Here is a 12486-nt window from a genome sequence, read left to right on the forward strand (position 1 = left end):
CTATTCCTGGCCGCCGTCCCGGGCCTGCGGGGTGCTCCTGACGACACCGCCGGTGTCCACCTCGTCGGCGGCCGAGCCCTTGGTCGCCGAGCGCGGGATCGGGCGGTCGGCGCGCAGGGCGGCCCAGATCTGCTGGGTCTGCGCGGTCAGCGGGACGACCCGGTTGGGGTCGGCCGGGTCGTAGCGCACCGGCATGGTGACCATGGAGATGTGCCGGGAGCCCAGGTCCTTCAGGCTCTCCCCCAGGTCGACCAGCTTCTTGACCGAGGCCAGCTCGGAGTCGGTGGTGATGGCGCCGGTGGCGGTACTGGCGATCTTGTACAGCCGCGTCGGCGAGCCCAGCACCCCGATCTTGTCGACCCGGTCGACCAGCGCCTTCAGGAAGGCCTGCTGGAGCCTTATCCGGCCGAGGTCGCTGCCGTCGCCGACCCCGTGCCGGGTCCTGACCAGGCCGAGGGCCTGCTTGCCGTCCAGGTGGTGGGTGCCGGCCGGCAGGTGCAGATGGCTCTCGTTGTCGCTGATCGCGCGGCTGGTGGTGACGCTGACCCCGCCGAGGGCGTCGATGAGCCGCTGGAAGCCGGTGAAGTCGACCTCCATGTAGTGGTCCATGCGGATGCCGGTCATCGTCTCGACGGTCTTGACCGTGCAGGCCGGGCCGCCGACCGCGTACGCCTCGTTGAACATCTCGTTCGCCACGGCGGGCACGGTGCCGCCGCCCGGCCCGGCGCACGAGGGCCGGTCGACGAGGGTGTCCCGGGGGATGCTGACCACGGCGGCCTTGCGGTGGCCCGGGTAGACATGGACGATCATCGCGGTGTCCGAACGGGCCGTGCCGTCGTCCTGGCCGCCGCCGGCCTTCGCGTTCGCGCCGGACCGCGAGTCGGAGCCGAGGACGAGGATGTCCATCGAGCCGTTGTCGACGTCGCGGGGCCGGTCACGCCCCAGCAGGGCGTTGATGTCGATGCCGCGGATGTTCCCGTTGAGCTTCAGGTACAGGCAGCCGACCGCCGCGGTGGCCAGCAGCAGGACGGTCGCCACGCCCCAGGCCGTGTAGCGCAGCGCGCGCCCGCGGGCGCTCCTGCGCCGCCGCGATGACGTCCGTCGTCCGTGGTCCGCCTCGTGGCCCATGAGCTCCTCGGTTCTCGTCGGCTCGTCGTGGCTTCGGGTGCCCCCCGTGGTCGTGGTCATCGGTCATGGGACGAAATGTCCCCCCTTGGAAGACGTCCGGGGACGGCTCGGGGTTCCTGGCGATCGTGCACCCAGCCATGACAGCGGGTCCCGGTGCGCCCTGTCCCAGGACGCGCCGGGACCCGTGGTCCCAGAGCCACACGGTCGGCCCTCTCCCGGCGCCCGCGCCGGTCCCCGCTGGTCACCCGGATGCCGCGGGCCCGCGGGGCGGCTCCGCCGGCCGCGTACGGAAAAGGGGCGGGTCCCGGCACTCAAGTGCCGGAACCCGCCCCGTGGTTCGTCCGGACGTCAGTCGTTGTTCGTGCCCGGGGTCGTCTTCGCGATCTGCATCAGGAACTCGGCGTTGGACTTGGTCTGCTTCATCTTGTCCAGCAGCAGCTCGATCGCCTGCTGCGAGTCGAGCGCGTGCAGCACCCGGCGCAGCTTCCAGACGATGCTCAGTTCGTCGGGAGCGAGCAGGATCTCCTCCTTGCGGGTACCGGACGGGTCGACGTCGACCGCCGGGAAGATCCGCTTGTCGGCGAGCTTCCGGTCGAGCTTGAGCTCCATGTTGCCGGTGCCCTTGAACTCCTCGAAGATCACCTCGTCCATGCGCGAGCCGGTCTCGACCAGCGCGGTGGCCAGGATGGTCAGCGAGCCGCCGTCCTCGATGTTGCGCGCCGCGCCGAAGAAGCGCTTCGGCGGGTACAGCGCGGTCGAGTCGACACCACCGGACAGGATGCGGCCGGAGGCGGGCGCCGCGAGGTTGTACGCGCGGCCCAGGCGGGTGATGGAGTCCAGCAGGACCACGACGTCGTGTCCGAGTTCCACCAGGCGCTTGGCCCGCTCGATGGCGAGCTCGGCGACCGTGGTGTGGTCCTCGGCCGGGCGGTCGAAGGTCGAGGAGATGACCTCGCCCTTCACCGACCGCTGCATGTCGGTGACCTCTTCGGGACGCTCGTCGACGAGGACGACCATCAGGTGGCACTCGGGGTTGTTGCGGGTGATCGCGTTGGCGATCGCCTGCATGATCATGGTCTTGCCGGTCTTCGGCGGGGCCACGATCAGACCGCGCTGGCCCTTGCCGATCGGCGCGACGAGGTCGATGATCCGGGTCGTCAGCACGCCCGGGTCGGTCTCCAGTCGGAGCCGGTCCTGCGGGTACAGCGGCGTCAGCTTGTTGAACTCCGGCCGCCCGCGCCCGGAGTCGGGGGCCATGCCGTTGGTCGAGTCCAGGCGGACCAGCGCGTTGAACTTCTCGCGGCGCTCGCCGTCCTTCGGCTGCCGGACGGCGCCGGTGACGTGGTCGCCCTTGCGCAGGCCGTTCTTGCGGACCTGGGCCAGCGAGACGTACACGTCGTTCGGGCCGGGCAGGTAGCCGGAGGTCCGGATGAACGCGTAGTTGTCGAGGATGTCCAGGATGCCCGCGACCGGGATCAGGACGTCGTCGTCGGCGACCTGCGGCTCGCTCGCGAAGTCCTCGCGGCGGTTGCCACCGCGCCCGCGGCGGTCGCGGTAACGGCCCCGGCGCCGGCGGCCGCTGCCGTCGAACTCGTCGTCGTCCTGCGCGCCGCCACCCTGCGGGCCGCCGCCCTGCTGCTGGTGCTGCTGCTGGCCCTGCTGGCCGCCGCCGCCCTGCTGACGCTGCTGCTGCTGGCCGCCGCCGTCCTCGCCGCCCTTGCGGCGGTCGCGCTGACGGTCGCGCTGGCGGTCGCGACGGCTCTCGCGGCGGTCCTCGCCGCCCTTGGCGTCGCCGCCGGCACGGCCCTCGGCCGTGTCGGCCGCGGCCTCGGCACGCGCCTCACCCCGGCCCTCCGCGGACTGCTCCGCCCTGGCCGCGGGAGCGGTCTTCTCGCCGGCCGGCTGGCCGGGGATCTCGATCTGCTTCGGCTGCTCGGTGCCCGTGGCGGCCGGGGCCTCACCGGATTCACCCGTACGGGTGCGGGAGGTGGCGCGGCGCTTCGGCTTGTCGGCGGCGGGCTCGGCGCCCTCGCCGGCAGTGGCCTTGGGGCCGCCGGACTGCGCGGCCTTGATGGTCTCGATGAGCTGGCTCTTGCGCATCCGCGCGGTGCCCTTGATGCCCAGACCGGAGGCGAGCTGCTGCAGCTCGGCGAGAACCATGCCCTCCAGACCGGTACCCGCGCGGCGACGCCGCGCGGCGGGGGCAGTGGCAGCACCGGTGGCAGGCGCGGCAGCATCGGACGCGGCGACAGGGCTGTCTGCGCGTACGCCCATCAGATCGGTGGTGTCGCTCACGAAGGGTCCTTCCCTGGAGCGGACGTCGGCCTGTCTGGCTCGGCGACCGGTTGTGCTGTCCGGATCCGGTCCATATGACTGTCCGGACCCGGGGCGGTGGTCCGCCTGATGGCGGAGAAATAATGGAACGAGTCAAAACACAGTTCCGGCGAGGTGAGAGTTCACTCTCGGGTGAAATGTCACCCGCGCCGACTCCGGAGCGTGCTCGGCACTGCTCAGGCAGGCTGCCTATGCGGTGTGGGAGGCTCCCGGAAGAATGGCGGTCCCGATGCGGGACACAGAGCACCCGGACAACAGGAACAGTGGTTGAGTACCTGAGTCCGCGAGTGCAGCAATGAGATTAACACTACCCGATCCACCAAACATTCCCCCTCTCTTCGACCGGCAATCGTGTCACTGCCCCACGGCGAGCGGCAGCACACTCGCCCCCGCCGCGTCGAGGGTCAGGCGATTGGCCGCCCACCCCTCCCCCGCGAGCAGGGAGACCTTGTCGGCGGTGTCCTCCGCCGCCAGCGCCAGCACCGTCGGTCCCGCGCCGGAGATGACAGCAGGGACGCTCTCCGCGCGCAGAAGGTTCACCAGCGCCACGCTCTCGGGCATCGCCGGCGCCCGGTACTCCTGGTGCAGCCGGTCCTCGGTGGCGGGGAGCAGCAGCTCGGGGCGCCTGGTCAGGGCCTCGACGAGCAGTGCGGCGCGTCCCGCGTTGGCCGCGGCGTCCACGTGCGGAACGGTGCGCGGCAGCAGTCCCCGCGCGGTCTCGGTCAGCACCGGCCTCGACGGCACGAACACCACCGGGACGACCGACTCCACGGGGTCCATCCGGACCGCGTGCGCGGAGCCGCCCTCCGTCCAGGCGAGGGTGAAGCCGCCGAGCAGACAGGCGGCGACATTGTCGGGGTGGCCCTCGATCTCGTTGGCCAGCTCCAGCACGGCGGCGTCGTCGAGCCGTTCCTGGCCGCCTATCGTCACCGCGCGGGCGGCCATGATGCCGGCGCAGATGGCGGCGGAGGAGGAGCCGAGGCCGCGGCCGTGCGGGATGCGGTTGGCGCAGACGACCTCCAGGCCGCGCGGCTGGCCGCCCAGCAGGTCGAAGGCGGTCCGCAGGGACCGTACGACCAGGTGGTTCTCGTCGCGGGAGAGCGTCTGCGCGCCCTCGCCGGCGATGTCGACGTGCAGACCGGAGTCGGCCACCCGGACCACGACGTCGTCGTAGAGCCCGAGGGCCAGGCCGAAGGCGTCGAAGCCCGGTCCGAGGTTGGCGCTGGTCGCGGGGACGCGCACTCGGACGGCGGCGGCGCGGAAGGCGGGTCCGGCCATCGTTCGATGACTCTCCTTGCTTCAAGTGCGTTCCGCCCCGCGGCACGAGGGCATCGTTGCCGTACGGGGGCGGGGACTTGGGGGACCGTACCAGGACCGTCCCCTGCTCGGGGACGATGCCATTGGCATGGGCCAGAACGGCGTGCAGTGGCGCCGGTGTGAAGCCAGCCTATCGAAGGAAGGTTCTGCTGCGACATAGGGCGCACGGACAGCGCGTGATGCGTGTCGCGAGCGGGACCGTGCGCCCCTGCTGCCGGAGCGGGTCAGAGCAGCCCGAGCCGGTCGGCGGCCGCGTCGGCGTCGACCGGGACGACGATCGGCTGCGGCGCGCCCTCCACCGCCCAGCCCGGGTCCTTCAGGCCGTTGCCGGTGACGGTGCAGACGATGCGCTGGCCCGGGTCGACCCTGCCCTCCTCGGCCGCCTTGAGCAGTCCCGCGACGCTCGCGGCGGAGGCCGGCTCCACGAAGACGCCCTCCTGCGCGGCCAACAGCCGGTAGGCGGACAGGATTTGACGGTCCGTCACCGAGTCGATGAGACCGCCGGATTCGTCCCGCGCCTCCTCGGCGTACCGCCAGGACGCCGGGTTGCCGATCCGGATCGCGGTGGCGATCGTCTGCGGCTTCAGGACCGGGTGGCCCAGCACGATCGGGGCCGCGCCCAGGGCCTGGAAGCCCCACATCCGCGGGTTGCGGGTGGAGATGCCGTCCCGGGAGTACTCGCGGTACCCCTTCCAATAGGCCGTGATGTTGCCCGCGTTGCCCACCGGCAGCACATGGATGTCGGGAGCGTCGCCGAGCGCGTCGACGATCTCGAACGCGGCTGTCTTCTGGCCCTCGATGCGCACCGGGTTCACCGAATTCACCAGCGCCACCGGGTACTTGTCGGACAGTCCGCGCGCGAGGTCGAGGCAGTCGTCGAAGTTGCCGTCCACCTGGAGGATGCGCGCGCCGTGCACCAGCGCCTGGCCCATCTTGCCCAGCGCGATCTTGCCCTGCGGCACCAGCACCGCGCACACCATCCCGGCGCGCACCGCGTAGGCCGCCGCCGACGCGGAGGTGTTGCCCGTGGAGGCGCAGATGACCGCCTGCGCGCCCTCCCCCTTGGCCTTGGAGATGGCCATCGTCATGCCGCGGTCCTTGAACGAACCGGTGGGGTTGGCGCCCTCGACCTTCAGGTACACCTCGCAGCCCGTGCGCTCGGACAGCACCTGGGCGGGCACCAGCGGTGTGCCGCCCTCCAGCAGGGTGACCACCGGGGTCCGCGCGGTGACCGGCAGACGCTCCCGGTACTCCTCGATGAGGCCGCGCCACTGGTGGGTGGCGGGGCCGCGGACGGCCGAGACTGCGTTCATCGCTGGATCACTCCCCTTCGACGCGCATGATGCTGGCGACGCCCCGTACGGTGTCGAGTTTGCGCAGGGCCTCGACGGTGGCCGCGAGCGCGGCGTCCGGTGCGCGATGGGTGACGACGACGAGGGACGCCTCACCGCCGTCGACGGCGACACGTCCGCCGTCGTCGGTGCCGGCCTGCTCCCTGCCCTGCTGGCGGACGGTGTCGATCGACACCTGGTGCTCGGCGAACACCGTGGCCACCTGGGCCAGGACACCCGGTTTGTCGGCCACGTCCAGGCTGATGTGGTAGCGCGTGACCACGTCGTCCATCGGGCGCACGGTCAGCCGCGCGTACGCCGACTCCCCCGGGCCCGTGGTGTTCGCCAGCTTGTTGCGGCAGGTGGCCACCAGGTCGCCCAGCACCGCGGACGCCGTCGGCGAACCGCCCGCGCCGGGACCGTAGAACATCAGCCGGCCGGCGGCCGCCGCCTCCACGAAGACCGCGTTGTAGGCACCGCGCACATTCGCCAGCGGGTGGGTCAGCGGGATCATCGCCGGATGCACGCGGGCGGTCACCGAACTGCCGTCGGCACTGCGCTCGCAGATCGCCAGCAGCTTGACCGTGCAGCCCATCTCCTTGGCCGAGGCGATGTCGCCCGCGGTGACCTCGGTGATGCCCTCGCGGTGCACGTCGCCGATCGTCACCCGGGTGTGGAAGGCGATGCCCGCCAGGATCGCGGCCTTGGCGGCCGCGTCGAAGCCCTCGACGTCGGCGGTCGGATCGGCCTCGGCGTACCCCAGCGCGGTGGCCTCGTCCAGCGCCTCGGAGTAGCCCGCGCCCGTGGAGTCCATCTTGTCGAGGATGAAGTTGGTCGTTCCGTTGACGATGCCGAGCACCCGGTCGACCCGGTCGCCGGCCAGCGACTCGCGCAGCGGGCGGATCAGCGGGATGGCACCGGCGACCGCGGCCTCGTAATAGAGGTCGACGCCCGCCTCGACGGCCGCGGCGTGCAGCGCCGTGCCGTCCGCGGCCAGCAGCGCCTTGTTGGCGGAGACCACGCTCGCGCCGTGCTCGAAGGCCGTGGTGATCAGCGAGCGGGCGGGCTCGATGCCACCGATGACCTCGATGACCACATCGATGTCCCCGCGTTTGACCAGGGCCGTCGCATCCGTGGTCAGCAGCCCGGGAGCCACCCCCGCGCGCACCCGGTTCGGACGGCGCACCGCGATGCCCGCGAGCTCCACCGGTGCGCCGATGCGCGCGGCGAGGTCGTCCGCGTGCGTCGTCATGATGCGCGCCACCTCGGAGCCGACCACTCCACAGCCCAGCAGCGCCACCTTCAGCGGACGCGTACGCATCATCCGACCTCGCTTCGCGTTTTCGGCTCTTTCGAGCTCTTTGGACGGTCCCAGTCTCACGCACCGGACGGGAGATTCCACGCCGTGTCCGGATCGCGAGACCAAGCCTTTTCTGTACGGGACTCCACGTCAGCCGACGTCGAGACGGAACAGGTCCTCCTCCGTCTCGCGCCGGACGATCACCCGGGCCGCGCCGTCCCCGACCGCCACCACCGGCGGCCGCAGCGCGTGGTTGTAGTTGCTCGCCATCGAGCGGCAGTACGCCCCGGTCGCGGGCACCGCCAGCAGGTCGCCGGGGGCCAGGTCGGCGGGGAGGAAGGCGTCCCGTACGACGATGTCGCCGGACTCGCAGTGCTTGCCCACGACCCGCGTCAGCATCGGCTCGGCGTCGCTGCTGCGCGACACCAGGGCGACGCTGTACTCGGCGTCGTACAGCGCCGTGCGGATGTTGTCCGACATGCCGCCGTCCACGCTGACGTACGTGCGCAACCCCTCCAGCGGCTTGATCGTGCCCACCTCGTAGAGGGTGAACGCGGTCGGGCCCACGATCGCCCGGCCCGGCTCCACCGACAGCCGCGGCGCGGCCAGCTCCGCCGCCCGGCACTCGCGGGCGACGATCTCGCCCAGCGACTTGGCGATCTCGTACGGCTCGCGCGGGTCGTCGTCCGCGGTGTACGCGATGCCGAGGCCGCCGCCGAGGTCGATCTCGGGCAGCTCCACACCGTGCTCGTCGCGGATCTGCTTCAGCAGCCCGATCACGCGGTGCGCGGCCACCTCGAAGCCCGAGGTGTCGAAGATCTGCGAGCCGATGTGGGAGTGGATGCCGACCAGTTCCAGCGACTCCAGGCGCAGCACGCGGCGCACCGCCTCGGCGGCGTCGCCACCGGTGAGGGAGAAGCCGAACTTCTGGTCCTCGTGGGCGGTGGCGATGAACTCGTGGGTGTGCGCCTCCACGCCGACCGTGACGCGGATCTGCACCGGCTGCCGCCGGCCCAGGCGCTGCGCGGCGTCCGCGACCCGGACGATCTCCTGGAACGAGTCCAGCACGATGCGCCCCACCCCGGCCTCGACGGCCTGGTGGATCTCCTCGCCGCTCTTGTTGTTGCCGTGCAGCGCGATGCGCTCGGCGGGCATGCCGGCCGACAGGGCCACCGCGAGTTCGCCGCCGGAGCAGACGTCGAGGTTCAGGCCCTCCTCGTGCAGCCAGCGCACCACCGCGCGGGACAGGAACGCCTTGCCGGCGTAGAAGACGTCGGCGCCGTCGCCGAAGGCCTCGCGCCAGGCGCGGCAGCGGGCCCGGAAGTCGGACTCGTCCAGGATGTAGGCGGGGGTGCCGAACTCCTCGGCCAGCTGCCGGACGTCCAGCCCGCCCACGGTGGTGACGCCGCCGGCGTCCCGGGTGACGGTACGGGCCCATACGCGCGGGTCGAGGGCGTTGAGGTCGGCGGGCGGCGCGGCGTAGTGGCCCTCGGGGAGGACGTCGGCGTAGCGGGGGCCTGCGGGGTGTGCGGAACGGCTCATCGTCGGGTGCTCTCTGCTGTCACAGGTGTCGGGGGGCGCTGATGCCGAGCAGGGTCAGGCCGTTGGCGAGCACGGTCCCGGCGGCGTCGGCGAGGGCCAGCCGGGTGCCGTGAACGGCCGAGGGTTTCTCGTCGCCCTTGGGCAGCGCCGGGCACGTGTCGTGGAAGCGGAGGAAGGCGTCCGCGGTGTGCTCGAGGTGCCGGGCCGGCCGGTCCGGCGCGCCGTGCCGGGCCGCGGCCTGCACGGTGCGGGGGAAGTCGGCGATCAGGCCGAGCAGTTCGGCCTCCGCGGGGTGGCGGAGGTCCTCGGTCGCACCGGGGCCGATGCCCAGATCGTGGGCGTTGCGCAGCAGGGCCCGGGCCCGGGCGTGAGCGTACCGGACCCGGAACAGGGGGTTGCTCTCGCGCTGCGCGAGGAGCTCGGCGGGGTCGGTGCGGGGGGCGTCCTCGGCGGGCGGGCGCAGCAGGGCCCAGGCGGTGGCGTCGGGGCCGAGGGTGCGCAGCAGGTCGTCCGCCGTTTCCCGCACGGGGTGCGGGCGGCGGGCGGGCGGGGCGATGCCGGTGGCAGCGTGGAGCCGGTGCAGGGCGGCGGCGAAGGCGTTGGCGCGGGCGTCGGCGTGCCCCTGGGGGGCGGGGGCGGGGTGGTGTCCGATGCCGTAGCGCGGGCCCTGCTCGCGGACGAGGCCGACGAGGGCGTCGTAGGAGTCCCCTTCGAGGGTGATGTTGAGGAACCCGGGGTGGGCGACGTCGACCCGCGCGATGCCGGGGAGGGCGGCCAGGTGGCCCCGGATGACGTCGGCGACGGCGAGGGGCGGAGCGCCGGTGAGGGGGGCCAGTTGCAGGGCGACGTTGGTGGCCCAGTCCCCGCATCCGGGGCGGGGCGGCCGGCGGACGACAACCCGGTCCGGGACGGGCCCCGCGAGGTGGAGCTCATCGGCCTCGACGGCACGGCGCACCGCGCTCAGCACGGTGCGGGAGAGCTCGGCGGGGGTCACGCTGGCAAGCCTAGGCGAGGAGGGGGGTGGCCACGCGAACCGGTTTCACCCGTCGGGCGCCTTCGGTCAGGCGCCGCCGGGGCTGGCGGCGGGGGCCTCTTCCTCTTCGCCGGTCCTGCCGGGGCCGGCGGCGAGGGCGCGGACGACACGGACCAGGTCGGCGGGCTCGAACGGCTTGCCCAGGAAGGCGTCCACGCCGGCGGCGACACCGCTCTCGACCTCGGCCTGGGTGCAGGCGCTGATCACGACGATGCGGACCTCGCGGGTGCGCGGATCGGCACGCAGGCGGGCCGCGGTCCGTATCCCGTCCAGGCGCGGCATGACCACGTCCAGGGTGACGACATCCGGGCGCACGCGGTGCACGACGTCCAGGCACTCGACACCATCGGCCGCGGTCACGACCTCGAAGCCCTCCAGCTCGAGATTGACCCTGATCAACTGCCGGATGACCTTGTTGTCGTCGACCACAAGCACCCGGCCGGACGCGCCCGGCACACAGTGAAGCCTAGGCGCGCGACATGGGATGCGTCCGCGTTTTCCCCACTTCTTCCCCGACCGGGGGACGGGAGGTGGCAGTGTCGACGCGGGCCTGACGCCGGATGGGCATGGGGCCGACGCGGGCCCGACGCCCCGGGAAACCCTGTACACGGTCACCCCCTGCGTACTGGTAAGGTTTCACCCGTCACCGCCGAGGCGGACGACACGCCCCCGTAGCTCAGGGGATAGAGCAACGGCCTCCGGAGCCGTGTGCGCAGGTTCGAATCCTGCCGGGGGCACCTCGCACGAGGTGCCAAAAGACCCCGCCACCAGCCAAGACGCTGAGTGCGGGGTCTTTGCGTATGCGCAGGCGTGTGCCGCCGAAAGTGGCTGTAGGGCGGGGTCTGTGGACAGTACGTGGACAGGATCTTGGGCCATCAGCCCAGGTCAGCGCCCGAAAACGGCGAAGGCCCCTGGACAGGTCCAGGGGCCAGGATCGCAGAAGTCCGCGGGACGTCACTCGTACTCGCGCAACAGGTCCTCAATCCGGCGGTTCGCCACCTCCTGCCGGCCGTCGATGCACTTGGCGTACCGACTCAGCAGCACCTCCACACTGTTGCCTGCCCGTTCGGCAACCTCGGTGGCGTCCACGCCGGCGTTCAGCCAGGTCGACAGCGCCGAGTGCCGCAGGTCGTAGGGACGCCGGGCGAGCGGTGAGGCGGCCACAGCCGGCGGCAGCGCCAGTAGCCGAGCCTCCTGCCACGCCCGGTAGTAGGAGGATGAGGAAACCACTCCCCCGCCCTCGCTGAAGAACAGGCGCCCGTCGCTGGCCGTCCCGAAGGTGTCGAGGTGTTCCCGGAAGATGACCACCAGCTGCGGGGGAAGCGGCACCCGGCGCACGTCCTCAGCGGGCCGGTTCTTCAGCCCGCGGTCGTCGTGGCTCTCCCCCGTATCCGTCCACTGCTTGCCGACGCTCGGGCGTGTGCGGTGGAGCAGGGCGGAGCCCCATCCGGTGGCGGGGAGGACAAGGTCGGTATCGGCGAGGCCGACCGCTTCGGCCGGGCGCAGGCCCCCGAAGTACATCGCTGCGAACAGGCCGACCAGGCGCCGGCCGCGGGCACGTCGGTAGCCGCCGATGTACGACACGGCGTACAGCAAGGCGCGGGCCTGGTGAGGATTGGCGACGACCCGGGGATCTACCTCGCTGGAAACCTTGGGCTTTTGCCACCGGACGCCGGCGAGCGGATTCTCCGGAAACGCGCCCAGGTCGACCGCGTAATGCATGGCATTGACGAGCGTCCGTCGCTTCCGGCGCACGGTCTCGGCCGCCGCGGCAGTGCCATCCAATTTGAGCTTGAGGGAATCGAGTACGGCACGGCCGATCACCGGGTCCCCGAGGTCGGCCAGCGGACGTGATGCCTTTGACACCCAGTGCAGCGCGTTGGCCATCTCCGCAGGCAGTTCCCGATCATTCGGCCCCGGCAGAACGAAAGCCCAGTTCCGTAGAGCCTTCCGAAGCAGTTCTTCCGGCGGCCGGCCGAGACGATCGTCCAGAAGCGTCACGGTCACCGCTGCCAGGGATTCATTGATCCCGACCCGCGTATTCGGCGCGGCGTGAGGCCACTTCATCGCCAGATACCTGAGCGCGAAGTCGTACCAGGTCAACGTGGACTTCTTCTCGGCCATGGACTCAGGTAGACCGCTGCCAGAGTCGAACTCTTCCCCATCATGGGCCGCCCGCAGGATCTTGGAGCGGAAGTTCTCGGCGAGCCCTTTGGTCCGGAAGGTATCCGAGAAGACCTGGCCCCCCACGGACCAGCGCACGTTGTAGGAAGGCGTCTTGGTGTTCCGCTTACGAACGGCCCACACCTTCACGTCGAGAGACTTCACGCGGCGGTCGCCTCCAGCCGGCGCAGCCACGCCATGAAGTCACTGCGCCAGACCCGCAGCTCCCCGTTGGGCAGCTTGAACGCGTCGGGACCCTGCCCCAGTTCGCGCCAGCGGTAGAAAGTACGGCGTGAGACACCTCCCAATTCGGCAAGGATCTGCGGGACGGTCATCAA

The 12486-nt window shown here is 71.6% G+C and carries 9 protein-coding genes, 1 tRNA gene and 1 pseudogene; 1 reads left to right on the top strand and 10 read right to left on the bottom strand.

The window, feature by feature from the left end:
• From ACIP64_RS00775 to ACIP64_RS00810, 8 genes and pseudogenes are all read right to left on the bottom strand, one after another.
• Positions 1–1128, bottom strand: a complete 1128-nt coding sequence (locus tag ACIP64_RS00775; protein ID WP_401581104.1) for an LCP family protein — start codon at positions 1126–1128, stop codon at positions 1–3.
• 348 nt (positions 1129–1476) lie between these two features.
• Positions 1477–3423 (bottom strand): transcription termination factor Rho, encoded by a 1947-nt coding sequence (rho, locus tag ACIP64_RS00780; RefSeq protein WP_401580323.1) that lies wholly within the window; start codon positions 3421–3423, stop codon positions 1477–1479.
• A gap of 393 nt (positions 3424–3816) precedes the next feature.
• Positions 3817–4740 carry a homoserine kinase gene (gene thrB / locus ACIP64_RS00785; RefSeq protein WP_401580325.1) on the bottom strand — a complete coding sequence of 308 codons (924 nt, stop codon included), beginning with the start codon at positions 4738–4740 and terminating at the stop codon, positions 3817–3819.
• Positions 4741–5003: 263 nt separating this feature from the next.
• The gene (gene thrC / locus ACIP64_RS00790; RefSeq protein ID WP_401580326.1) at positions 5004–6092 is read right to left on the bottom strand and encodes a threonine synthase; all 1089 of its coding nucleotides are present in this window, start codon (positions 6090–6092) and stop codon (positions 5004–5006) included.
• Between the two features lie 7 nt (positions 6093–6099).
• On the bottom strand, positions 6100–7434 hold the full coding sequence (locus tag ACIP64_RS00795) for a homoserine dehydrogenase (RefSeq protein WP_401580328.1): 1335 nt from the start codon (positions 7432–7434) through the stop codon (positions 6100–6102).
• 126 nt (positions 7435–7560) lie between these two features.
• Positions 7561–8952 carry a diaminopimelate decarboxylase gene (gene lysA / locus ACIP64_RS00800; protein WP_401580330.1) on the bottom strand — a complete coding sequence of 464 codons (1392 nt, stop codon included), beginning with the start codon at positions 8950–8952 and terminating at the stop codon, positions 7561–7563.
• Between the two features lie 19 nt (positions 8953–8971).
• Positions 8972–9946 carry an ArgS-related anticodon-binding protein NrtL gene (gene nrtL, locus ACIP64_RS00805; protein WP_401580332.1) on the bottom strand — a complete coding sequence of 325 codons (975 nt, stop codon included), beginning with the start codon at positions 9944–9946 and terminating at the stop codon, positions 8972–8974.
• Between the two features lie 66 nt (positions 9947–10012).
• Positions 10013–10466: pseudogene (locus tag ACIP64_RS00810) on the bottom strand (response regulator).
• 184 nt (positions 10467–10650) lie between these two features.
• Here ACIP64_RS00810 and ACIP64_RS00815 point away from each other — a divergent pair.
• Positions 10651–10722 (top strand) — tRNA-Arg (locus tag ACIP64_RS00815).
• 217 nt (positions 10723–10939) lie between these two features.
• Here the strand turns inward: ACIP64_RS00815 and ACIP64_RS00820 are convergent.
• Together ACIP64_RS00820 and ACIP64_RS00825 are read right to left on the bottom strand one after the other, a co-directional pair.
• Entirely contained in the window at positions 10940–12313 is a 1374-nt protein-coding gene (locus ACIP64_RS00820; RefSeq protein WP_401580334.1) for a tyrosine-type recombinase/integrase, read from the bottom strand.
• Positions 12310–12483, bottom strand: a complete 174-nt coding sequence (locus ACIP64_RS00825; RefSeq protein ID WP_401581106.1) for a helix-turn-helix transcriptional regulator — start codon at positions 12481–12483, stop codon at positions 12310–12312. Before ACIP64_RS00825 ends, ACIP64_RS00820 begins: the two co-directional genes overlap by 4 nt.
• Between the last annotated feature and the right edge of the window lie 3 nt (positions 12484–12486).

Source organism: Streptomyces sp. NPDC088733, from assembly GCF_044751185.1.
In the GTDB taxonomy this organism is placed as follows: domain Bacteria; phylum Actinomycetota; class Actinomycetes; order Streptomycetales; family Streptomycetaceae; genus Actinacidiphila.